At 29.7% G+C, this 24,725-nt stretch carries 18 protein-coding genes; 11 read left to right on the top strand and 7 right to left on the bottom strand.

The genetic code is table 11. The annotated features are described in order from the left end of the window. Positions 1-42 precede the first annotated feature (42 nt). The 3 genes from C4S77_RS10085 (at position 43) to C4S77_RS10095 (ending at position 3,803) form a co-directional block, all read left to right on the top strand. Positions 43-666, top strand: a complete 624-nt coding sequence (locus C4S77_RS10085; protein WP_105247436.1) for a TetR/AcrR family transcriptional regulator — start codon at positions 43-45, stop codon at positions 664-666. Positions 667-984: 318 nt separating this feature from the next. Next, positions 985-1,395 carry an HYC_CC_PP family protein gene (locus tag C4S77_RS10090; protein ID WP_105247437.1) on the top strand — a complete coding sequence of 137 codons (411 nt, stop codon included), beginning with the start codon at positions 985-987 and terminating at the stop codon, positions 1,393-1,395. A gap of 134 nt (positions 1,396-1,529) precedes the next feature. Further along, on the top strand, positions 1,530-3,803 hold the full coding sequence (locus C4S77_RS10095; RefSeq protein WP_105247438.1) for a TonB-dependent receptor plug domain-containing protein: 2,274 nt from the start codon (positions 1,530-1,532) through the stop codon (positions 3,801-3,803). 94 nt (positions 3,804-3,897) lie between these two features. Here the strand turns inward: C4S77_RS10095 and C4S77_RS10100 are convergent, their stop codons facing one another. From C4S77_RS10100 to C4S77_RS10125, 6 genes are all read right to left on the bottom strand, one after another. Next, entirely contained in the window at positions 3,898-4,173 is a 276-nt protein-coding gene (locus C4S77_RS10100) for an RNA recognition motif domain-containing protein (protein WP_105193488.1), read from the bottom strand. 305 nt (positions 4,174-4,478) lie between these two features. After that, positions 4,479-4,889 (bottom strand): VanZ family protein, encoded by a 411-nt coding sequence (locus C4S77_RS10105; RefSeq protein ID WP_105247439.1) that lies wholly within the window; start codon positions 4,887-4,889, stop codon positions 4,479-4,481. Next, entirely contained in the window at positions 4,858-5,232 is a 375-nt protein-coding gene (gene gcvH / locus C4S77_RS10110; RefSeq protein WP_105247513.1) for a glycine cleavage system protein GcvH, read from the bottom strand. The genes C4S77_RS10105 and gcvH overlap by 32 nt, the downstream gene beginning before the upstream one ends. A 28-nt stretch (positions 5,233-5,260) precedes the next feature. Further along, entirely contained in the window at positions 5,261-12,397 is a 7,137-nt protein-coding gene (sov, locus tag C4S77_RS10115) for a T9SS outer membrane translocon Sov/SprA (RefSeq protein ID WP_260209808.1), read from the bottom strand. A 12-nt stretch (positions 12,398-12,409) separates the two neighbouring features. After that, the gene (gene ruvA, locus C4S77_RS10120; protein WP_105247440.1) at positions 12,410-12,994 is read right to left on the bottom strand and encodes a Holliday junction branch migration protein RuvA; all 585 of its coding nucleotides are present in this window, start codon (positions 12,992-12,994) and stop codon (positions 12,410-12,412) included. Between the two features lie 34 nt (positions 12,995-13,028). After that, positions 13,029-15,299, bottom strand: coding sequence for an NADP-dependent malic enzyme (locus C4S77_RS10125; protein WP_105247441.1), 2,271 nt, complete (start codon positions 15,297-15,299; stop codon positions 13,029-13,031). 234 nt (positions 15,300-15,533) lie between these two features. On the opposite strand from C4S77_RS10125, the gene C4S77_RS10130 reads away from it, so the two are divergent. From C4S77_RS10130 to C4S77_RS10140, 3 genes are all read left to right on the top strand, one after another. Beyond that, positions 15,534-16,361: a hypothetical protein gene (locus C4S77_RS10130; RefSeq protein ID WP_105247442.1), complete on the top strand. Its 828-nt coding sequence runs from the start codon at positions 15,534-15,536 to the stop codon at positions 16,359-16,361. Between the two features lie 150 nt (positions 16,362-16,511). Then, positions 16,512-18,155 carry a chloride channel protein gene (locus C4S77_RS10135; protein ID WP_181042870.1) on the top strand — a complete coding sequence of 548 codons (1,644 nt, stop codon included), beginning with the start codon at positions 16,512-16,514 and terminating at the stop codon, positions 18,153-18,155. 294 nt (positions 18,156-18,449) lie between these two features. Then, the gene (locus C4S77_RS10140) at positions 18,450-18,989 is read left to right on the top strand and encodes a YbhB/YbcL family Raf kinase inhibitor-like protein (protein ID WP_105192793.1); all 540 of its coding nucleotides are present in this window, start codon (positions 18,450-18,452) and stop codon (positions 18,987-18,989) included. Between the two features lie 51 nt (positions 18,990-19,040). Here C4S77_RS10140 and C4S77_RS10145 read toward each other — a convergent pair whose 3' ends face one another. Continuing rightward, positions 19,041-19,715, bottom strand: a complete 675-nt coding sequence (locus C4S77_RS10145) for a helix-turn-helix domain-containing protein (RefSeq protein WP_105247515.1) — start codon at positions 19,713-19,715, stop codon at positions 19,041-19,043. A gap of 102 nt (positions 19,716-19,817) precedes the next feature. Between C4S77_RS10145 and C4S77_RS10150 the strand changes: the two genes are divergently transcribed. From C4S77_RS10150 to C4S77_RS10170, 5 genes are read left to right on the top strand one after another with little or no spacing between them, the layout of a single operon-like run. Next, on the top strand, positions 19,818-20,207 hold the full coding sequence (locus C4S77_RS10150; RefSeq protein WP_105247444.1) for a type III secretion system chaperone family protein: 390 nt from the start codon (positions 19,818-19,820) through the stop codon (positions 20,205-20,207). An 11-nt stretch (positions 20,208-20,218) separates the two neighbouring features. Further along, positions 20,219-20,920: a PspA/IM30 family protein gene (locus C4S77_RS10155; protein ID WP_105192789.1), complete on the top strand. Its 702-nt coding sequence runs from the start codon at positions 20,219-20,221 to the stop codon at positions 20,918-20,920. 44 nt (positions 20,921-20,964) lie between these two features. Further along, positions 20,965-21,711, top strand: coding sequence for an OB-fold-containig protein (locus tag C4S77_RS10160; RefSeq protein ID WP_105247445.1), 747 nt, complete (start codon positions 20,965-20,967; stop codon positions 21,709-21,711). Positions 21,712-21,747: 36 nt separating this feature from the next. After that, positions 21,748-23,937 (top strand): flotillin, encoded by a 2,190-nt coding sequence (locus C4S77_RS10165; RefSeq protein ID WP_105247446.1) that lies wholly within the window; start codon positions 21,748-21,750, stop codon positions 23,935-23,937. Between the two features lie 4 nt (positions 23,938-23,941). Then, the gene (locus tag C4S77_RS10170) at positions 23,942-24,649 is read left to right on the top strand and encodes an alpha/beta hydrolase (protein WP_146106098.1); all 708 of its coding nucleotides are present in this window, start codon (positions 23,942-23,944) and stop codon (positions 24,647-24,649) included. The last annotated feature ends 76 nt before the right edge of the window (positions 24,650-24,725 follow it).

Consider the following 24,725-nt stretch of genomic DNA (forward strand, 5'->3'; position numbering starts at 1 on the left):
ACAGATTTAGTTCATTAGTACTAATTTTTTTATTTTTGTTTTATGATGGATACTAAAGAAAAAATATTACAAAAAAGTTTACAACTATTTAATGAATTCGGGATATCTAAAGTAAGCCAAAGAAAAATCGCAAAATGTCTTTCAATAAGTCCGGGAAACCTTACTTATCATTTTAAAAAGAAAGAAGATATTGAAGAAACTTTATATTTTCAGTTAACAACTAATATCAGTGCTGATTTTAAAAAAATAGATACGGATGAGATTAATTTGTCTTTTATCCTTACATTAATGAATCAGGTGTTCACTTATATTCATACCTATCGTTTTGTTTTTTTAGATATTGTGTATTTAATCAGGAGTAATCCAAAAATTTCTGATGATTACAAAAGACTTATTAAAAACCGAAAAAAAAGATTTTTACAAATTTATAATAGTTTGTTAGATGCAGAAATTTTACAAAATGAAAAACTTCCTAATGAATATGAATATCTATATAAACGCTTGGAAATATTATTTGATTTTTATTTATCTTCAGTTGAAATTTCTCAAAAAGGAATTACACATAATCATATAAAGAAACATTCTGAAATTTTTTTATATTCTATTTTTCCATATTTAACTGATAAAGGACAAAATGAATTCATAAAGCTTATCAATCGTAGCTGATTAAATTATATGATGCTTTTTAGTTTTTTTATATTATTTTTTTTAATAACTTATTTATAAATTTAAATTCTTAGTATTTTACTGAATTATTTTTACAAGAATTAAGTTTTCTATATAAACTGATGAAATTATTGGATTTAATTTCTATAGCTTTTATTGTTTTCAGCTTTATGTTATTTTAAGGTCTATAGTTTTATTGTTTAATTCTTTAAAACTATTTGATATATTGTGTATCTATATAAAATTACATATATGTTAAATAAAAAATAGATTCTCAAATATTTACAATGTTTTTTATTATTTATTTACTTTTGTTATGTGAAAAAAAGTTTGTCTATATTTTTAATTATTTTGATTCTATTAGTGAATCAAAATATCCATATTTACCAAAATTGGTGTAATGGAGAAAATATAGGCTATACAATTAATACTAAAAGATTTAATTTTTATAATAATTCTATTCCTTTAAAAAGTTATCCTATATTTAGCAAAGATAAATGTTGTAAAGATGTATTAATTAAATCTAATAATAATAATTCATTTTTCTCTTTTGAAAAAACTTTACAGATTTCTTTGTTATCTTTTAACGGAATTTTTAATGAATTTAATTTCGATTTACATTATACTTTTTTAACAAAGGATAAAAAAATACCGCAGCTTTATTCAAAACCTCCTCCTGATAAGGTAAAACTATATCAATATTATTGTCGTTATACCTATTACTGTTAAATTTTTCATTTTTATTTTTATAAGATTGTTCATATAAAAACCTTATATGAATTTATCTATTATTATGTTATTCAAGTTATTGAATAACTAAAAATTACCTTGTAATTTTTTAATAACTCAAATTTTAAATAAAGATGAAAATATATTTAACTTTTTTATTAATATTTACCGGAATTCTGGTATTTTCTCAACATCAAATTTTAAAAGGTCGTTTACTAGCAGCTACTGAAAGTGGCAATATCATTCCAATTAACGGAGCAGAAGTTATTTGGAAGGAACATCCTGTAATGAAAACTTTAACAGATAGTTTAGGAAATTTTGAAATAATGTATCACGCTGGACTTTATAATATAATAGCCTCTAAAGAGGGGTTTATTTCTCAGGAAATTAAAATTGATGATATAAATAAAATAGCCGAAATTTATTTGGAACCCCAACCTGAAAAAGATTCTAATGTAAAAGAAATTGAAGAAGTAATAATCAGGCAAAGAGCACAGGCCGTAAAAATTAAAGCAAACTCAGCAGCCCTTACTTACAATATTAATAAAACAGAATTACTTAAAGCGGCATGTTGTAATCTGGCAGAAAGCTTTGAAACCAATCCTACCGTAGATGTTTCCACCAATAATGCTGTAACCGGGTCTAAGCAAATAAAAATGTTAGGTTTAGATCAGAAATATACTTCTATAACTGTTGAAAATATGCCTGAAGTAAGAGGCTTAACATCTGCAAGCGGAATAAATTTCCTTCCCGGTACCTGGATTAATTCTATACAACTTACTAAGGGAGGAAGTACTGTAAACAACGGATATGAGGCTATAACCGGACAAATTAATACGGAATTGGTAAAATTTCAAGATAAGAATTTTACTAATCTTAATTTTTATGCCAGTGATAATGCTCGTTTAGAATTTAATTTAGTTAATGGAACTCAATTAGAAAATAACTGGAGCAATACTTCTTTAGTTCATTTGGATGGAAGATTATCCAAGGAAGATATGAATCATGACGGTTTTTTAGATATTCCTCTTTCCAAGCAGGTAAATGCTATGAATATTTTAAGATATGACGGAATACAAAAGAACGGATGGGGATCTATTTTTGCTATACAGGCTTTGTATGATAAACAAACCGGAGGTAATAAACATTTCAGAGAATCTACCGATCGTTTAACTCAAAATTATTATGGCTTAGGAATTGAAAATACTCATTTTGAGATATGGAACAAAACAGGATACGTTTTTTTAAATAAACCTTATCAAAGTATGGGTTTACAAACTAAATTCATACATCATAATATTGACAGTTATTTTGGTCAACGACTATATAATGGTAACGAAAATTCGTTTTTTACCAACTTACTTTTTGAAAGTATCATCGGAAACACTAACCATAAATACACTATAGGAGCAAGTTATCTACATAATGCTTATAATGAGGATTTTGAAAATACAAATTATAAAAGAAAAGAAAATGTGCCTGGTATTTTTGCAGAGTATACAAATACTTCTTTTAAAAATTTAACTATTGTAGCTGGTATAAGAACAGACATTCATAACTTAGTGGGAACTCAGATTCTCCCTCGTTTAAATATCAAATATTCCATTCTGCCTAAAACTACTTTAAGGCTTGCTGCTGGAAGGGGAATGCGAACTGCTAATATTTTTGCTGAAAATATGCAGTATTTTGCTTCTTCAAGACAAGTACATATTAAATCTAACGGAGGTGATATTTATGGGTTAGATCCTGAAATTGCCTGGAATTATGGTGCCAGTTTAATCCAAGATCTCAGAATTGGAAATATAAAGAATACTTTTACTGTTGATTTCTACAGAACGGATTTTGAAAAACAAGTTTTGGTTGATTTGAATAAATCTTCTCATGAATTATGGTTTTACAATATGGGTGGAAATTCTTATTCCAATTCTTTTCAGGTTGTATGGGACATTTTTCCTATTTCCAATTTAGAGTTTCATCTCGCTTATAAGAATTATGATATTAAAGCTGATTATGCAGATGGCAAAAGACAGGTACCATTTACAGCTAAAAACCGGGGATTATTTACAGCTTCTTACTCCACTCCTGAAACTGATAAAAAGAGAAAATGGACTTTTGATTTTACTTTACAGTATATTGGAGAGCAAAGATTGCCCGATACTTATGATAATCCCGTTGAATATCAAAGAAAACTTTATTCCCCAAATTATGCTTTAATGAATGCACAAATCTCAAGACATTTCTCAGATAAGTTAAGAGCTTATATAGGGGTAGAAAATTTAGGTAGTTATAAACAAAAAAATCCAATTATAGATGCTGAAAATCCTTTTGGTTCTTATTTTGATACATCTAACGTGTATGCACCAACAATACCTGCTATGTATTATATGGGAATTGATCTTAAATTATAAATGATTTATTTTCTAAATATAATTTAAATTAAAGTAAAAAAGCTGAAGTTAAACTTCAGCTTTTTTACTTATACCTAATTTAATTATAAAATTATTAATAATTTCTTCTAAAATTATTTCTAGGTCTTTCTTCTCTTTCTCTAGCTTGAGATACATTGATTACTTTACCATCAAATTCTTTCTGGTTTAATTCTTCTATAGCTTTATTAGCTTCATCATCTGCCATCTCTACAAAACCAAATCCTCTGGAACGCCCAGTTTCTCTGTCTTGTATTATTTTAGCAGATTGTACTTCCCCGTACTTTGAAAATAAGTCTTGTAAGTCATCACTTGTTAACCTGTAATTCAGGTTTGAAATAAAAATGTTCATATAAAAGATTAAAAAATTGATATGTTTTTTTTGAGAAAATAAACTAGACTTAGACCTATTTTGTTTTATGAAATTAGAAACAAGAATAATAAAATTCTCAATGTGCTAATATACGTTTTTTTTATATAAAAGAAATTAATTTTATCTTTTATTTCTATAATGAATTAATAAAGTCTAATAAAGCTTTTTATTTATTTAAGTTTGATATTTTAAATTGATTTTTGGAATCTTTAGCTTCTTCTTCATATTCTAATATCAAATTTGTAAAATTATAGATTCTTCCAATGCAAAAAAATTGTTTTTGATTAATCAGGTTTAATTTTCACTTTTTTTATAAAAAAACCGGATACAACGACTCCTAATACCGAACCTGTAAAATCTGCTAAAATATCGAAGAATTCAAAAGTTCTCCCAAAATGCATAAATTCTTGCAAAACTTCTATTAATACACCATACAATGTAATAAAAAAAATAAGTTTTATGGGGCTAACATTTATATATGATAAAAAACCTAAAATAGTTAATAATAAAAATGCACTTGCATGAGCTATCTTATCATTATATATTGTTTTCAAATTAATACCAAAAACTTCAACATAATTTTCTCCTCCAGATTTTCTTAATAATAGCCATGTTAGGATAATAAAATAAACAAAAAATAAATATTTAATCTTTGATTTGTACTTATCCCAACAGATTTTTATATTCTTCTGCATTTAATAAATGAGTCGTTGATAAATTTTTAAGTTCAACTTTAACTATCCATCCTTTACCATAAGGATCTGTATTCACCAAATCCGGAGAAGTTGCAACTAAAGGATTTAATTCTAAAATTTTTCCATTAATTGGCAAAAAAAGATCTGAAACGGTTTTTACTGCTTCTACGCTACCAAAAATATCTCCAGAATTTAAATCTTCGCCTACTGTTTCAACATCTAGAAATACAATATCTCCTAACTCTCTTTGTGCATAATCTGTAATTCCTACATAAGCAACATCACCTTCTATCTTCACCCATTCATGATCGGTGCTATACAATAAATTTACTGGAATATCCATAATTTCTTTTTTTACTCTACAAATATAATTAATTTCCAAAAGTAAATGTAGCACTTAATCCTGCTCTTATGGTTGAAAGCGGATAAGCTGTAGATATTTTATATTTTGTAATCATTTGTTCATAGAAGAATTTTAAATTAAAATTTTTGCTAAAGTTATAGTCTGTAGAAAATTTTACAGATACTAAATTTTGCCCACCAGTTACTTGGGAATCTAGTTCTACTAATCTTCGTATTGTAGTTTTATTATCTCTGATTGATACGTCTCCTCTAATATTAAGATCGCCTTTTATAGTTTTATAATCTCCTCTATATCTTAATTTTAATTTTACATCTTTTAATATATACCCAAGTCCAAATACTACCTCATCTCCATAATCTTCTTGCAATGTATAATTAGTTAACCCCAATGAAGATACTCTATCTTTATTATATGCTATTCTAATTTGCATATTATTTCTCATGGTAACATCTGCTCCTATTAACGGACTAAAGCCTTCAGACATCACTACAGTTCCATAATTATTGTAATTGAGGCGATTCCCATTACCATCAAACATATTAGTTGATCCTCCATCGATTTGTGCAAAATAATCCGGATTAGACTGAACTCCATTTACAGTATAGTTGGATATGTAACCGTGATTGATCCTGATATCTTTAAACCAATAATTGATGAATGGAATATTTTTTAATCCTGCATAACTAATTTTCCAATTTGGTATAGGCATTCCTCTTTTATAACCTAATTTTTGGCTTCCAGGACTCTTCCCCGTAAAAGCAGATACAAAAGATGGAATTAATACTTCTGAATTTGTTAATCCATAACCATCTATATAACCGTCATTATTTGCATCAATAAGTGGTTGTCCTTGACGTATAGCTATCCTTTCTGATATAATTTTTGAATTTTGAACCATTTTATTGTAAACAAATTCTTTTGATTTAAAAGCTGTGGAAATAGATATTACTGTAGAACTAAACATGGCTGTTCTATTTTCATATGTATTTTTTCGCTGATTAGTTATGGGATCTATTAAGTTAAATCCTGATTGAGAAAGGGTTTGTTGATGATTTCTCATTATATTTAAATCAATCAGTAATTGATCTACTGGTTCTAATTGAAGATTTGCCGTTAATTGCGAATTATTAGTTTTTACATAAGGACTTGTCATTAATTCATCCGTAGAAATCCAACCTTCTGTTACAGCTTTATTTCTTAAATCAAATTGAGAACCAAAGAGAAACCCAAAAGTAGGACCAGTAGAAGAGCCTCTATAACTTCCTACTCCAAAGAAACTAGGTTCGGGCAAAAATCCAGGTAATATTGTTCCTTTATTTTCATTTACTTGAACCTGACCTCTTTTTATGCTTCCTAAAACCATCCATAAATAATCGGTAGGTTTTAATTTGTTCTTTAAGTTATATTTTTTAAACGTTTTAGGTTTTTTCAATGTAAAATTAGCTTCGTATGCTTGATTTAAGGAATCTATTTCTCTTTGTCGTTTTTGTTTTCTTTCTTCAAAATTATTATATCCTGTAAAGTAACTGTATAGTTTATTAAAATCTGCATTCCCAATAACAGTTATTGTTTGGGAATTCTGAGCTGTATTACCTAAACTTCTGCTTAATTGGGTATTAGGATCTATATAATTGGTTAAAGAGTTTGAATTTGCCTGCCAATCATATTGCCCTGTATATCCTAATTCCACAGACGTAAAGTCCATATAAGGTAAAAAATGCACAGGAACTTTATAATTAGCCTGAAACTTTTGATTATAATTTATGGGTCTTCCTGATTTAAAAAGCCCGTCCCAAATCATTCCATCATCTGCTATTCCATTTCCCGGATCATCCAAAATTGTTCGAGTTGCTGTAGTAAAATCAAGTTTTAAAGAACGTGTTAGATTAAAACCTATATTATATTGCCATCCAAATAAGAAATTATTTGCATAGGTAGGGAAATAACTACTCGGATTTCCATTTATATATGCTTCTACATCTCTATATTGAAATTCATTATATGTTCTGGCTATTTCTGTTCTAAATGATAATTTTGTAGGTATTGGATTAAAGTTAATTTCTTTAAGTAGTTTTAAATACTTAGCAAATCTGCTCGTATCTTGTGCTGCAGGCCAACCATTAAATGGTTGATAAAATTTACCCTTAGGAGTAAAATTATAATCTAATGAGGCTTGTAAATTTTGTTTAATACTATATGAAGTATAAATATCTCTATAATAATCATCTGAATAAGCAAAAGAAACAGATAAGTTTTCTATATCATAAAAACTAGGTTTTTTATTGGTTGTTCTATCCTTTCTTAAATTAGTTACCGCAAAATTCTTTTGAGAGGAATAGGTCCTAACTATTTTTTTTAATTCATTTTTTCTCGGATCATTCTTAAATTTTACATCATTATCTAAAGGATTATACTTAGGATCTATGAAAGTTTCTGAAATTCCTACACTTACCGGAATTTTTATCCCCCAATTTTCTGGCAATACTTTGTCTACATTTACAGAAGTACTTACCATGTATTGTTTAGTCTCATCCTGACTTCTTTCACTAGGTTTACTATCTAAGGCTCCAAAACCCACTGACTTATAGGTTCCGGAAGCTGTAACCTCTGCAAAATCTGCTAAATTGAAACTTATGCTTGCATTGGCTGCATAACCACCGTCATTATCAATATCTGTCAGACGTAATTCATTTAACCAAAGTATTATATTTTTTTTAGCTCCTGTTAGATTATCTGTATTTCTTACCCCCATCATAATGGAAGAAACATTTCCTATTGAAGGTCTTCCTTTTACATAAATAATTTTATTAGGATCTCCTGTTACATTACTTCTATATCTAATATCACTATTATAAGAATTGAGCTTATCTTTTTCATTTTTAGCAGCTACTAAATCTTTAAGATCTAATTCTACAAAATTCTCAATTGGCCAAATGTCTAAAGGTGATTTTGCTGTATTGGAAGTATATTTTAAAGGTATTTCATATTCATAATAATTATCTGATAAATCACTTCCTATTCTTATGAAAAATTTTGCGTTTTCATCTAATTTATTATCTGATGGATTTTGAAGATTTTCAGCATGAACAAACATTTTCATTTTTTTATATCTTCTCATATCTAAATGTATGTTCTTATAAATACCCCGCGGATCTTTATTATCTAAATCAGTGATCTCTAATTTTAAAGAAGATTCATTCTGCATTTGTGTTCCTGTAGTATTTCCTAATATTTCTCTAGAAATTCCCGGAGGCAATACATAAGGAGGATTTGAAGTCGAATTTTCTTCTAAATTTACTGCACTTAATGCTATATTATTCACAGGAGTTAAGGGAGTTCCTCCCTCATTGGTATCCTTTCCCGTGATTTGTAACGGAGAAATATTTCTTTCATATTTCCTCCAGTCACTTCTTACTAAATCGAAAGTTGCAAAACGAAGGGTAGCAGTATTTGTAAACCCTCTCATCAACATACGTATATATCGTACATTATTTAAAATTTCAGTCTTACCTTTACCCGCTTCAAAACTGGAAACAGGAATTCTGACTAAATACCAGGTCGTATTTTCTTTTTTTCCATTGGGAAGAGATACTTCTACTTTTTTTCTATCAGCAATATATGAATTTGTAGAGTTTTGTAATTCGGTATTGGTTAAAGATAATCGGTATTGGTTATAATTTTCTGTTTCGTCTAAGTTATAATCTTTATTTAAATCTTCTGAATCAGGTACAGCCGAAGATGCATCTAATGAATTGGATGGTGAATTACCTTCCAAATTTCTATAATATTTGTAACGGTCTATAATTGAACCTTTACTGGAGGTTGAATCCCATCCTTTGTTCAAATAAAATACAAAATCATCTGCCGAAGGGTCTGTTTCTCCTGTAATAGGATTTACTAAATTAGGTAAGTCATTTATGTTTAAATAGGATCCAAAATGCATAATTTCATCTATGCTAGACAATCCATCATATCCTATATCTTGCTTTCTTCGTGCTTCTCCCTCAGTATCAAAGGCATATACTAAGGGATAATTTTTAGGTTGATATCCCCATATAGTAGAGGTCAATTCTGATTTATTCTCAGTGATTCCATTTTCATACAGTAATTGCCCATCTTTTAATACATCTTCTGAAACATTTCCTAATTGAATAATCAATTCGGGATTATTACCTAATGGATTGGAACTAGGAGAAGAACTATCTGCATAAGGGTCCATCATCCAAAATTCTAAATATTCTATATTAGCCTCTACAAAATTGGTAACTGTAATAGGTCTCATAAGCCCTCCCCAACGCTTGTTTATCTCGAAAGAAGGTGAGTTTTCATTTACATTGAAGTTATAAGGTCCTCTTTCTTGAGGATAGAAAGATACATCAAAAGTATTCATAAATACTTGTTCTCCTGCAATATAATCTTTATTTGGAAATAATTCTTTATATTCTACTCTTCTTTGTAAGTGACGGGATAATGTATTGTTGTCTATGCCTGAAGGTTTTCCCCCTCCTATACCAAAAAAACGTGGATCAATATTATACCAACTTGTTAATCCTCTTCCATAGCCATTTTGCAAAGGATCATTTGTTGCTGGTTTAATATCAAAATCCCCATATAACTCAGGTCTACTTGCAATCCCCCAATAATTGGGATCTTTTAAGCTTATTTTAGAAGCTGTGGTTTCGAAATCATCAATATAAGATTCATCATTAATCGTTTTATTTTGTCCTGGGATTAAAGCTGCTCCTTCTATCTTTAAACTCAGATTGGATTCAGCCTCTGTTTTTATTCCAGGTATCCAGTTTGCTAGCTTTGTCAGAAAAGGAGCTTGTTTATTTAACATCATATTGAACCCCACCATTGAATTATTTACCGGTTCGGACCCATATTGAACTTTTTGGGTTAAAGGTCTTTCTTTATAATTTAAAAATGTAGCCCCAACCACAAATTCTTCACTAAATTTGTGCTCTACATTTAAACCCATAAATCTTTTTTTCTGCATGTTAAAAGCAAACTGATTTTCAAGACTTATATTGATAGGTACTCCTGAACTTTTATAAGTTTCATTAATAATAGTCACCATTCCCATTTGGTAATCTACTATATAATCTACACCTTCCATTAAAGTCTGTCCATTAGCTGTTACTTTTACAGACCCTTTGGGTACATTAAATGCTCCCAAGGAAATTCCGTTACCTATGGTTCCTTTAAACCTACCTTCAATAATATATCTATCAGATAAGGGATTAGAAGTTACTTGAATACTATTTTTTAAATTTTTATATAAATCTCTGAATATATACTGATTAGCTACAGATTTACTTGCTAAATACTCACCAAAAGGTTCTACCTTTGTAAATATTAATTTACCTTTTTCCGGATTTATAGTAATTCCATCTACAAAGTCAAAAATTCCATCTCCTTTACCTGATGGTGAGACATCATTATTTTGATTTAATCTATCCCAGTTTAGGACTTGTATTAATGATCTGTCTTTTACATTCGGATCTGGTAAATAATTAATTTTTCCTTGTGAGGGATCTTGATACATTACATTTAATACAAAATCTTCAGAGTTTATTTGAGATCCTTCGATAGAATAAATGTTTTTCATCATTAAATCCCACATTGGCGAAGTGGTGGAAACTATTTCATTGGGTTTTAAAAGCTTAACTATTAAAACATTAGATCTATCATTGGAAAATTCTCCAACTTTATATATTGTCCCGGGAGTTTTGGAATCTGTATATTGAAATGCAACTGCAAGTAATTGATCGTTATTAAGTTTCTGATTTAAAGATATATACCCTAATTGGGAATTAAAAGAATATTCTGATTCTGCTAATTTTTTTACTCTTTTATGGGCTGCAAAATTTTGTCCACTTAAATAATTTTCTTCATTATTAGAAGTAGTACTAGTTATACTGGGTAATGATACTCCATTAACTGCATTGTAAACAGTCGATGATTCTCTTACTACGTTACCTAAGCCATCTACTGCTGCATATACACTTTTAGATGTTGGGTTTGATAAATCTACTTTATTATTATTGTCCGGTCGCGTTGTATATCCTTTTGCTTCACCTAGATCTCTTAAAGCAAGTATAGGCCGCTGATCCTGTAGATTTGAGTTTCCTAAATCTATCCTCCATACTTCCAACCGTGTTATATTGATAGTAGAATTTATTACCGGATAATTTTCTACTGCATTATCATAATTATTTCTGAAATAGTGTGCAAGAAAATAATGTTGATTATCTTCATAATCTGCAACTTTTAATTTATAAGTATTTACAATTCCTCCACCCTGTACAGTAATATTCCTTGCTTCGGATTGTTGTTCTGAAAAGACTGTAGTTAAATATGTTTTTCCAAATTGAAATTCACCTTTTATACCAAAAAGAGATTGAGCTCCTGTAATTAAACTAGTACTTAGTGGCATACTAACATTTCCAAACTCAATACTCTTTATTATATTATCTTCTCCTCCTGTTGCCTCTTGGTTACCTCCGCTTAAATCTATTCCTCCAGGTTTCCAAGCAAGTTTAATTTTATTTTCAAAGTCAAAACCTGCTTGAGTATCATAATTTACCCCTAGCTGAATATTTTTTCCAACACTTCCCATAAGGCTCATCTGTATTCTCTGACGTAAATCTATGGTAAAGTTTTTTCTATTTTGAGGTAAAATTTGCGGATTATCAATTTTCTGATATAAAATACCTAAATCAAATGAAGCAAACCCAGAAGGTTTCATTTCGATTCTATTCCCTCCAAAAATTTTTTCAAAAACTTTTGAATTTATTGTTACACCAGGAATAAAACTTTTATTTTCTTTAGTAGCATCTGATTTTTTCTTATTTGTTTCTTCTTGTAATCTGGATTTTTCTCTGTAATATTCATCAAATTTTTTTTGTAACACATATTTTGTATAGTCATCTGCTGTCATAGTTATAGGGGTTCCTACCACTACCCCGCCTACTTTAGGATACAAAATATAAGTTCCTGTTTTATAATCATAATATGCTTCATATTTAACAGGATCATCTAGGGTCAACCCTTGCTCTTCTTTATTTTCCTGTGCTAATAATATATTATTTCCAAAAATAAATATAAATATAAGCAGTAAACAAATATGAATTTTCTTCAATTTTACAAAAGTTTATAGTTTTTTAAGAACTTCTTTAACTATGAGCTCTACTTCTATTTCAGGGTTGGAATCCAAAATTTTATCAACTATTTTTTCTGTAATTTTTTTGGATATACCTAAAACCTCTAATGCTCTTAACGCTTCATTTTTATTTTTATTATTTAAATTTTCATCTAATATTTCTGAAATATTAAAAGAAGTGATTAATTTATCTCTCAAATCAATAATAATTCTTTGCGCTGTTTTAGCTCCTATGCCTTTTATTTTTTGTAAAGAAACATTATCTCCATTTTGAATTGCTGATAAAATTTCTGAAACTGACATAGAAGATAACATCATAATTGCAGAAGCAGGACCTACCCCATTAACGCTTATCAAAAAATTAAATAAGTTTCTTTCTACTTTAGTTGAAAAGCCAAACAACAAATGAGCATCTTCTCTTATTATTTCCTGTACGAATAAAAGAGTTTGTTTTAATTTCTGGATGTCAGTATAAGTTTGAATACTTATGGTTGCAAAATATCCAACTCCGTTGCATTCTATAACAACGCTAGAAGGTGAAATTTCAAAAATGATTCCAGACAGATGATTAATCATTATTACAAAAGTTTAGATATAAGAAGTTATCTTATTATTTCCTTATTTGAGCATCTAATACTGCAATAGTTGCTATACTTATAATTTCTTCTACGCTTGAGCGCATGCTCATAATATGAATGGGCTGGCTTAATCCCATTAATACAGGACCTATTACCTGAGCATATTTTAATCCTTTAACTAGTTTATAGCTTAAATTAGCAGAAGTTAGATCCGGAAAAATTAAAATATTTGCTGTTTTATTTCCAATTTTAGAAAATGGAAATGCATTTAATAATTCTTCATCTAAAGCAAAATCTGGTTGCATTTCTCCATCAACTATTAAATTAGGTTCCGTTTCATGTAAAATTTCTACAGCTTTAGCTACTTTTTTTGAAATGGGTGAACAATTAGAAAAATTTTCATAGGATAATAAAGCGACTCTTGGTTTAATAGCTAAAGCTTTAGCTAATTTAGCCGTAAGCTGGGTAATCTCAACTAAATCTTCTGAATTAGGTTCTACATTAATAGATGTATCTGCTATGAATATAGGACCTTTCTTTGTTATTAAAATCATAGATGATGCAACCTTTTTAGAATCTTTATCTTTGTCAATGACTTCTAAAATTGGCTGCAAGGAACTTTTATAACTTTTTGAAAAACCTGTAAGTAATGCATCTGCATCACCCATTTCTACAGCTAAAGGACCATAATAATCTCTACTTTTCAATAATCTATTAGCATGATAGATAGAGCTTATTCCATTCCTTTGTCTTTTATTATAAAGGTATTGAGCATATTTTTCAAATTTTTCCTTATTTTCTATATCATCCATATCGAGAATAGGAAGATCAAATTCTAAGTTATATTCTTTTTTAGTAGCTTCTATTTTAGATCTTTTCCCTAATAATATGGGCTTAGCAATACCTTCTTCTGCAAGGATTTGAGCAGCTTTCAAAACATTATATTCTTCAGCATTATTTAATAATAATTTTTTCGGATTTGCTTTAGCACGGGTTTGCATCAATCTCATTAATTTTTGATCTGCACCTTCCATTCTATCTAACAATTCTTCTTCATATGCTTTCCAATCAGTAATTTGTTTTTGAGCAACTCCAGTTTCCATAGCTGCTTTAGCTACAGCCATTGAAACCCTTGTTATTAATCGATTATCAAAAGGTTTAGGAATAATATAATCTCTTCCAAATTTCATATTCTTTACATTATAAGCCAAGCTCACTTGTTCCGGAACGCTTTCTTTTGCTAAATCGGCTAATGCTCTTACAGCAGCCAACTGCATTTCTGAATTTATATCTTTTGCCCTAACATCCAATGCTCCTCTAAAAATGTATGGAAAACCTAATACATTATTTACCTGATTAGGATAATCACTTCTACCTGTAGCCATAATGACATCTTTCCGAGTCTTAATTGCTAAATTATAATCAATTTCCGGTGTTGGATTAGCCATCGCAAAAACAATTGGATTAGCGTTCATGGACATCAACATAGCCGGTGAAACTATATTTCCTTTAGAAAGACCAATAAACACATCACTGTCTTTCATCGCATCTTCCAATGTTCGATCAGATGTTTCTACTGCAAACTCTTTTTTTTCCTCATTTATATCTGTTCTTCCTTTATAAATAACTCCTTTACTATCGCACATTAAAATATTTTCAGGACTAGCCCCTAAAGCTTTATATAAGCGAGTACATGAAATGGCAGCTGCTCCTGCTCCGCTAACAACTATTTTTACCTTTGATATATCTTTAGAAGATAATTCTAATGCATTTAAAAGTGCTGCTGCAGAAATAATTGCTGTTCCATGTTGGTCATCATGCATTACCGGAATGTCTAGCTCAGCTTTTAATCTTTTCTCTATTTCAAAAGCTTCCGGAGCTTTAATATCTTCTAAATTAATTCCTCCAAATGTAGGAGCTATAGATTTTACAATTTCAATAAATTTATTTGGATCTGTTTCATTTACTTCTATATCAAAAACATTTATTCCTGCAAATATTTTAAATAAAAGTCCTTTTCCTTCCATAACCGGTTTAGATGCTTCTGCACCTATATTTCCCAAACCTAGAACTGCTGTTCCGTTAGAAATTACGGCCACTAAATTTCCTTTAGAAGTATATTTATAACTATCTGCCGGTTTTTTATTAATTTCTATGCAAGGCTCTGCTACGCCTGGTGAATATGCTAAAGATAAATCTCTTTGCGTAGAATGGGGTTTAGTGGGTATAACTTCAATTTTTCCTTCTGGTTTTGAACTATGATATTCTAGAGCTTCTTTTATTAAATTTTTTTCTTTTGACATAATTATGAAATTAAACTTACAAAAATATATATTTTTATTTTATTTTTACGAAAAATAATCCTTTTCCTAAAGGATTTAGATATATAATTTATTTTCAAATTATTAAAATCTCTATTTCTTTTTTTAATTAATTTAAATAAAAATATGATAATTCTTTATACATTAAAAACTTAAGTATCCTGAAAATATGAAAGAATAAATTATGTATTTTAGCAATTTGAATGTAATTAATTTATGAATACTCTTGAAAATTGTGTACAAAAGTTAAAACCAAAAAATTTTTCTTTTCCTGTAAAAGATATTTTAACTGAATCTTTTCAAATTTGGTCTAAAATTCTATTTTTAGGAATATTTTCCATGTTGTTTACATTTAGTTTAATTTCTTTAGGAATGTTACTTTGTAATAATTATTGGAACATCTCTTCAATAGATAATGAATTTTTAATAGCTTTAAAAAATATTCCATTAAAAAACACTTATTATAATAATATTAATTCTTCAAAAGAGATATGGAATATTTATTACAATTATTTCTCAAATCCTTATATAATAATTAGATTCCTTATCTTATTAGTTATAAAAATATTAATTTCTCCTTTATATTCCGGAGTTATATATTGCGCTTATAAATATGATAATTTTGGAAAAGCCTCTTTTAATGATCTTATATCTGGGTTTGAAGGTAAAAGATTTTTAAATTTAATTGTATTAAATACCATATACCTTATAATTATGATTTGCAGTATTATTTTTATGTATATTCCTATGATATTTTTTGCTCCCGCTTTTACATTAGCAGGAGCTTTTGTTGCTATACATAATATATCTGCATTTAAAGCTATTAAGTATAGTACAAAAATTGCTTATATTAATTTTGGGAAAATGTTTTTCCTTACTTTTATTATTTTTTTAACAGGAAATTTCTTAGGAACCCTTCTTATGAGTATATACGCTTTTATATTTACGATTCCTTTTTCTTTAGTTATAATTTATATTATTTACAAAAAAATAATAGGATACAATTTTTTTTATAAATCCTCTGCGGAAGCGAATGAAAAATGATTATTAAATAATATCATGTTAAAAAAAAGTAAAATAAAACTCTATATATTCATTCGGAAATTTCGTTATCAGAATCCACAAATTTTTATATACCTAACAAGTACTCTCATAGGAATTATAGGAGGTATAAGTGCCGTTGTTATTAAAAATATGGTTACACTAACGGAAGAACTAGTATATCATAACAGTAAAATTCGTTTTAATTATTGGACAATTTTTTTTCCGGCTATAGGAATTCTATTAACTATACTTTTTATAAAATATTTTGTAAAAAATGATATTAGCCACGGAGTAGCAAAAGTTTTATATGCAATTTCAAAAAATAGAAGTAAAATTGAAAAACAGAATACATACAGTTCTATAATTTCCAGTAGTTTAACCGTGGGGTTTGGAGGGTCTGTAGGATTAGAAGCTCCTATAGTTTATACAGGTGCTGCAATAGGTTCTAATATTGCTCAGCAATTAAACCTTACACTTAAATTAAGAACTCTTTTTATTGCCTGTGGCTGTTCAGCAGCTATTGCAGGAATCTTCAAAGCTCCCATTGCTGCCATCATTTTTTCTTTAGAAGTAATTATGCTTGATTTAAGTATGTGGTCTTTAATACCCATTTTAATATCATCAACTACAGGAGCATTAATATCTTATTTTTTTATGGGAGATAAAATATCTTTTTATTTTGCAGTTTTCGAACCATTTGACAAAACTAAAATTCCATTTTATATAGTTTTAGGAATATTTTGCGGTTTGTTTTCTTTATATTTTGTAAAAATTAACCGGGTAATTGAAAAAAAACTATCAGAACAAAAAAATATTTATTTCAAGGCTTGTTTAGGGGGGCTTGGTTTAGGTATTTTGATTTTTATATTGCCTCCTTTATTCGGAGAGGGTTATGTAGGATTACAACACCTTATGGGAAATTATCCCAATACAATTATGAGTAATTCTATATTTTTCAGTTTAGATGATAATTCCTTTTCCTTAATTTGTTTCTTATTAATTTTATTATTTATTAAAGTCATAGCGAGCAGTTTAACCACTGCTTCCGGGGGAATAGGTGGCGTTTTTGCCCCAGCATTATTTACAGGAGGAATTTTAGGTTACATTTTTGCAAAAATCATAAATTTACTTCAGTGGTTTAAACTTTCCGAACATAACTTTACTTTGGTAGGTATGGCTGGCGTTATGTCAGGAATTATGCATGCTCCTTTTACCTCGATTTTTTTGATTGCAGAAATAACCGGAGGTTATACTCTATTATTTCCTCTCATTGTTGTCTCTACTATTGCATATTTAGTAAAATATAAATTCGACAAATATTCTGTATATACCTACTCTTTAAGGAAAAATAATCAACTCATCACCCATAATAAAGATAAAGAAGCTATAAGAAGATTAAATATTTATGATTTGATAGATCAAAGTTTTACAACTATTCCACTTACTCTTACTTTGAGCGAATTAGTAAAAACCGTTTTACCTAATTCTAATAAAAATCTATTTGTAGTAGAAAAAAACACCGGAGAATTTGTAGGAATTATACAAATAGATGATATTTTAGATATTTTATTAGATAAATCTAAATATGAAAATCTACGTGTAGCAGATTTGGTGATTCCTCCTCCGGCAACTATATCTCTTAATCAGGATAATGAGTCAATATTTAAAGTTTTTGATAAAACGGATGCTTGGTATCTTCCAGTTATAGATAATTCTAAATATTTAGGAATGCTTTCTAAATCTAAATTGCTCCAAAAATACCGCAAACTAATTGTAGATTTTTCTGAAGATTAATTTTTTAATTTATAATGAAAATTCTTAAATAAAACCAAGCTGTATCTGAAAATTAAATAAATCTGATATAAAATATTGAGATATTATATACTTTTAAAAATAGAATTGGAGAATTTCAATACCTACATTTACCATTTTTAAGTAAGGTTTAAAAAAATATTTCGAAAATTCGCCTAAGGAACATAGTTATAATATCAATTCTTAGATTTAAAAGTTCAGGATAAAAAATAAAATCTTAAAAATAATCTTATTCCCGAGTATAACCTTAATTTTGTTGAAAATAAAAACAGAAATATGGAAAAAGTATTTTTAATCCTAATGACATGTGTATACTGTTCAATACAGGCACAAAATTTTACATTAAAGAGCAAGACTATCCAGGGACAAGCAGAAAATAACCTAATGTTTAACGGAATGGGATGTAATGGAAAAAATATTTCACCCCAGTTATCTTGGGAAAATATTCCTCTAAATACACAAAGTTTTGCAATAACCATCTACGACCCTGATGCTCCTACCGGAAGCGGATGGTGGCATTGGATTGTGTTTAATATTCCATCTAAAATAAAGGAATTGAAAGCAAATGCAGGAGATATTTCAAGCCATCTTGCTCCAACTGAGGCTATCCAAAGTAAAACAGACTTTGGCACCTATGGTTTTGGGGGACCTTGCCCGCCAATAGGAGATCATCCACATCAATACATTATTACTGTATATGCTTTAAATATTCCACACTTAGATTTAGATAAAGATGCCTCACCTGCTTTAGTCGGATTCTATTTACAGCAACATACCATAAAAAAAGCTTCTTTAATTTTTTATTCTCAGAGATAAATATCCTCATAAATCCGGTAATAATTTATTCATTTTCTACTTACCGGATTTTTAAACTTCTTGTGAATACAAAGCTCTTAATACCCAATATCTAAAGTCAGAATCTAAAGTGAATGAGTAAAAAACAAGTTCATTTAAGGCTAAAACCATATTCTCTTCTTTTTTCTCGAAAATTCCCATCCTCATTCCTTCTCTATTAACCATAATACCAAACCTTCCTAATATTCTATGAATATTTTCTTTACTGACGGATTCAAAAATAAGTACATCTCCATTTTTATAAGTAAATCCTTCCGGAAAATTTTGAGAATTATCAACTTCTATAGCTAAGAGATTAAATGGCGAACTATTAGGTATACTAATTTTAGGCAAAGTCTCTAAAAATTCAGGTTCAAGAAAATTACTGATATAATCATTAAAATTTACTGAAGAAACATACGGAATCTCTACAAACCTATCCTTTTTCTTCAATTTTTCCATATCCAGTACTAAGCTGGTATCAAAATGCAATAATTCATTTACAGATAAATCTTTTAAAATAAAATCATTTAATGGAATGCCAAAATATTTAGCAATATTAACAATAATTTCGATTTTAGGTTCTGCCCTCAATTCCTCATAAGAACTGATATTTCCCCTTGTAAGACTAAATATATCTGCAAATGCTTGCTGGCTTAAACCTTTAACGCTTCTAATTTTTTTTATATTCCTTCCTACTTTGCTCATAAAAATGCTAAATTTTTTTGCAATTAAAAAATATTTAGCTATATTTGCTAAAACTATTAGCAAATATATTACATATATTTGAGATAACTAAAACTCACTCGCATGTATTTCAAAAAAATAGAAAATTTCATTTCCGAACTGGGACATACAATTTCCTATAAAGATGAAAAACAAAGTATATTTTGTATTGAAAATGAAGAAGATGGCATTAAAAACCTCATAATAGGAATTGCTCCACCTATAGTCGTTTTAGAACAATACATATTCACCTTACATAACGACGATAAAGAAATATTAAAATCTTTATTACAAAAAAACAGAGATATAGTGCATGGTGCTTTTGTTTTGGATGAAACCGGAAAAAAAGTGATTTTTCGGTATACTCTGCAAATTGAGCATCTGGACATTAATGAATTAGAAGGAGCTTTAAACTCTTTAGGTCTTTTACTAAGTGAATATTATGAACAAATACTAGAATTTTCAAAAAAATAAAAAAAATTATTATGAATATCTTTAAACGACTTTTACGAATAGGAACAGCAGAAATACATTCTGTTGTAGACAAAATGGAAGATCCTATAAGAATGACTGAACAAGGAATTAGAGAAATGAAAGAAGATTTGGAAAAAAGTCTGGAAGCTCTTGCCCAAGTAAAAGCCCTTGCAATACGGGCAAAAAATGATATCATAAAAAAATCTTCTGATGCTGAAGATTATGAAAATAAAGCGTTTCTACTCATGTCAAAAGCTCAAAAAGGCGAGTTGGATGCAATACAAGCAGAAAAATTAGCTAAAGAAGCCCTTTCTCTTAAAGCTCATCTACTTTCTGAAGTAGAAATTCTCAATGGTGAGAAAATTCAGCATGAAAATGCTGTTGATGAAATGCAAAAAAATGTTGAAATATTAAAATTTAATATCAACAAGTGGGAAAACGAATTACGCATTTTAAGAGCCCGTGTAAAAGTAAGTAAAGCTACAAAAGAAGTAAATAAACAACTTGCTCAAATTGATAACAACAGCACCATCAGTATGTTAGAAAAAATGAAAGAAAAAGTTACAGAAGAAGAAGCCTTAGCAGAAGCTTACGGAGAATTGGCTAACCAAAATATTTCTATTGATGAAGAAATAGACCGTGCTATAGGCAAAGACTCTTTAAAAGTAAACAATGATTTAGATAACATAAAAAAAAGGTTAGGGATGGAATAAATCCGAATTCAAAACCAACTTTATAATCTAAAACTAACCTTGTCATGACTGAATTGCTACATTCTTTTTTCTACCCTTTATCTAATGCCATCATGAGTGGTTTTATGATAGTTATACTTATCTACTGGCTGTTCTCTTTTCTTGGAATAGGATTAGGTGAATTGGATTTTGGGACAGATTTCGGGACAGATATAGACTCGGATATTGATGTAGATACTCATGTAGAAACAGACACCCAGCCGGATACAAATTATCATGGAAAAGCTTCTTCTTATCCAGAATTAGACGACAACCATGTTACACATGAAAATGAAGGAGACGGCCTATTTATACGTTTTTTAAAATTCATGAATGTCGGAAAAGTTCCTTTTATGCTAATTTTATCTACTTTAAAATTTTTTACCTGGGTAGGTTCTTTAATTACCACTCAATTTACCCCCGTAGGAAACTGGGGCTGGAAATCGGTTTTTATTTTAATTCCTTGTTTTATTGTCGGAGCAGTTCTTACTAAATATGCGACCAACCCACTGGCACGTTTTCTTTCCAAAACCGGATACCAAGGTGAAGAAAGAACCGAATTTCTTGGAAGATCCGGTCGAATGATATCTACTATTTCTAAAGATAAGATAGGAAGTGCAGAATTTATTATTGAAAAAAATCCGATACGTCTCAACGTAATCAGCCAAAGCGGTGAGGAAATTAAATATGGAGAATCAGTAATGATTACAGATGAAACTCAAGATAAAAAATTTTATTACGTTACCAAAGAAGTTACTATTGATCAAAATTAATCATATAAATATCAACATTTAAAAACATTTAATATTATGGAAATAGGAGGCATAATCGCTGTCATTGTCGGAACTTTTATGTTCATTATTTTATTATCTTTAGCCATACTCGCATCATTTTACAAAAAAATTCCTCAGGGAAAAGCCATTGTAAGAACCGGGGTTGGAGGAACGAAAGTAGCCTTTAATAAAGGAATTTATGTGATCCCTGTCTTGCACAAAATGGAAATTATGGATATTTCCGTTAAAAAATTACAAATTGAAAGGATGGAACAAGACGGATTAATCTGTAAAGATAACATCCGGGCTGATATAAAAGTAGCCTTTTTCATTCGGGTAAACAAATCGGTAGACGATGTCATTAACGTAGCTCAGACCTTGGGCTGTGAAAGAGCCAGTGATGTGGCTACTTTAAGAAATATTTTTGAAGCGAAATTTTCAGAAGCATTAAAAACCGTAGGTAAAAAATTTGAATTTATTGAACTTTATGAAGCCCGCCGCGAATTTAGAGATGAAATTCTTAATATTATTGGTACCGATCTTAACGGCTACAATTTAGATGACTGTGCCATTGATTATCTGGAACAAACCAATTTGAATTTTCTAGATCCTCAAAACATCTTGGATTCTGAAGGAATTAAAAAAATTACCGAGTTAACCGCAAATCAAAATATCAATGCCAACCTAATTCGAAGAGATGAGCAAAAAACCATAAAAAAACAAGACGTAGAAGCCCGTGAAGCCATTCTTGAATTAGAAAGACAATTAGCTGAAAAGGAAGAAAAACAAAAAAGAGAAGTAGATAACATTAAAGCAAGAGAAGAAGCTGAAATACTAAAAGTACGCGAAGAAGAAAGGTTAAAGGCTGAAACCGTACGTATTACTACCGAAGAAAGTTTGGCTGTACAAGAAGAAAACAAACTCCGTCAAATTATTATTGCCGCTAAAAACAAAGAGAGAACTAACGCGGTAGAAACAGAAAGAGTAGAAAAAGACCGAGCACTCGAACAAACCGAAAGAGAAAGAATTGTTACCCTTGCTCAAATTAATAAAGAAAAAGTAGTAGAAGAAGAAAAGAAAAATATTCAGGATGTAATCCGAGAAAGAGTACAATTGGAAAAAGGTGTGGTTGAGGAACAACAAAATGTGAAAGACATAGAAGTATTACGTGAAGTAGAACGTCAGAAACAAGCAGGTATTACCTTAGCAAGCCAACAGGCAGAAGAAAAATTAATTAAAACTGTAAAAGAAGCAGAAGCATTAAAACAAGCAGAGGAACAAAAAGCCCAACAATTACTTATTGATGCTGAAGCCCAAAAAGAAGCTGCGGTTAAAAACGCTGAAGCCAGAAAAACCTTAGCCGATGCACAGGCACGAGAAGATGCTACCTTAGGTTTAGCTGAAGCAGAAGTAATTAAAGCCAAAGCAGAGGCAGATGAACAAAAAGGAGTTGTAGAAGCTAACATTATAGAGAAAAAAGCCAAAGCGGAAGCTATCAGCATTGAATTAAAAGCAGAAGCTAAGCGAAAAGAAGGCTTAGTGGAAGCAGAAGTAACCCGCGAAAAAGCTTTGGCATCTGCAGAAGGAGAAGCTAGCATTATTGAAAAAACCTCTGTGGCCGAAGCTACCGGTATTCAGGCAAAAGCCGATGCCAAACGTAAAGAAGGTTTAGCAGAAGCAGATGTCATTAAACAAAAAGCTCTATCTGAAGCAGAAGGAATTCATGAAAAAGCCGAGGCTATGAAAAAATTGGATGGAGTGGGAAAAGACCATGAAGAGTTTAAGCTGAAATTACAAAAAAACAAAGAGGTAGAACTGGCTCAAATTCAAATACAAAAAGAAATTGCTCAAGCGCAAGCATCTGTATTATCCGAAGCTATGAAGTCTGCTAAAATTGACATCGTAGGAGGAGAATCTACTTTCTTTGAAAATATAATTAATCAGATTTCAAGAGCCAAAGGATTCGATAAACTGGTTAATGAAAGTGAGACTATAACAGAAATTAAAGAGGCTTTACTTGGAAATGGTGGAGAAGGCGATTTATATGAACGAATACGAAACTATGCCGATAAACTGAATATTTCTTCCGAAGATATCAAAAACCTGAGCATTGCTTCCCTTATATTCAAGATGCAACAAAATGCAGGAAGCGAAGACCAAAGCGTTTTAGCTAACTTATTTACCTTAGCTAAAACCCTGGGTATATCTAATAAAAAATTAAAATAACCAAATGAAAAATATCCTATTTATTTTGTGTATAGCTTTATGGGGCTATACATGTAAAGCTCAAATTATAAAAGAAGAATGCATAACTGTATATGACTCAGTTAGAGAGCGTAAAATACCCTTTGCTATATATTATGATACGTCTATACCCAGAGGTATAGTTATTTTTAATCACGGGTATACAAAAAATTATGGTGGAAGTTATAAATCTTACAAAAAACTCAATAAAAAAATTGCCTCTTTAGGTTACTATGTCATAAGCATTCAGCATGAATTGCCTACTGATGAATTACTCGCTATGGAAGGGAATTTATATCTAACCCGTATGCCTAACTGGAAGCGCGGAGTAGAAAATATAACTTTTATTCGGAAAGAACTCATGAAACTTAAACCCGAACTTCCCTGGAATAATTTAATTATTGCCGGACATTCCAATGGAGGAGACATGACCATGTTGTATGCCCGAGAGTATCCGGAACAAATCACCAAAGCTATTTCACTGGATAATCGCAGAATGCCAATACCCAGAACTTCCAAACCGGAAATCTATTACCTGAAAGCCTACGATTTCCCTGCGGATGAAGGAGTACTACCTACGCCTGAAGAAGAAAAGAAATTCGATATTCACATAATTAAATTTCCAACCATTAAGCATAATGGCATGGGAGATCAGGAATTGGTAATAGAATGTGTGGAAAATATATTGAAATAAATTATTATGGTAAACATACATGAAATACAAATTCTTTCAGAAGAATAATCGGAGAATATTAAAATGAAAAAACAAA

The sequence above is a fragment of the Apibacter adventoris genome (genome assembly GCF_002964975.1).
Taxonomy (GTDB): domain Bacteria; phylum Bacteroidota; class Bacteroidia; order Flavobacteriales; family Weeksellaceae; genus Apibacter; species Apibacter adventoris.

Coding starts and splice junctions, on each gene's coding strand:
- C4S77_RS10165 (WP_105247446.1), top strand. CDS start 21,748: ATGGAAATAGGAGGCATAATCGCTGTCATTGTCGGAACTTTTATGTTC.
- ruvA (WP_105247440.1), bottom strand. CDS start 12,994: ATGATTAATCATCTGTCTGGAATCATTTTTGAAATTTCACCTTCTAGC.
- C4S77_RS10135 (WP_181042870.1), top strand. CDS start 16,512: ATGGTTACACTAACGGAAGAACTAGTATATCATAACAGTAAAATTCGT.
- C4S77_RS10095 (WP_105247438.1), top strand. CDS start 1,530: ATGAAAATATATTTAACTTTTTTATTAATATTTACCGGAATTCTGGTA.
- gcvH (WP_105247513.1), bottom strand. CDS start 5,232: ATGGATATTCCAGTAAATTTATTGTATAGCACCGATCATGAATGGGTG.
- C4S77_RS10160 (WP_105247445.1), top strand. CDS start 20,965: ATGACTGAATTGCTACATTCTTTTTTCTACCCTTTATCTAATGCCATC.
- C4S77_RS10155 (WP_105192789.1), top strand. CDS start 20,219: ATGAATATCTTTAAACGACTTTTACGAATAGGAACAGCAGAAATACAT.
- C4S77_RS10150 (WP_105247444.1), top strand. CDS start 19,818: ATGTATTTCAAAAAAATAGAAAATTTCATTTCCGAACTGGGACATACA.
- C4S77_RS10130 (WP_105247442.1), top strand. CDS start 15,534: ATGAATACTCTTGAAAATTGTGTACAAAAGTTAAAACCAAAAAATTTT.
- C4S77_RS10140 (WP_105192793.1), top strand. CDS start 18,450: ATGGAAAAAGTATTTTTAATCCTAATGACATGTGTATACTGTTCAATA.
- C4S77_RS10105 (WP_105247439.1), bottom strand. CDS start 4,889: ATGCAGAAGAATATAAAAATCTGTTGGGATAAGTACAAATCAAAGATT.
- C4S77_RS10145 (WP_105247515.1), bottom strand. CDS start 19,715: ATGAGCAAAGTAGGAAGGAATATAAAAAAAATTAGAAGCGTTAAAGGT.
- C4S77_RS10170 (WP_146106098.1), top strand. CDS start 23,942: ATGAAAAATATCCTATTTATTTTGTGTATAGCTTTATGGGGCTATACA.
- C4S77_RS10085 (WP_105247436.1), top strand. CDS start 43: ATGATGGATACTAAAGAAAAAATATTACAAAAAAGTTTACAACTATTT.
- C4S77_RS10125 (WP_105247441.1), bottom strand. CDS start 15,299: ATGTCAAAAGAAAAAAATTTAATAAAAGAAGCTCTAGAATATCATAGT.
- C4S77_RS10100 (WP_105193488.1), bottom strand. CDS start 4,173: ATGAACATTTTTATTTCAAACCTGAATTACAGGTTAACAAGTGATGAC.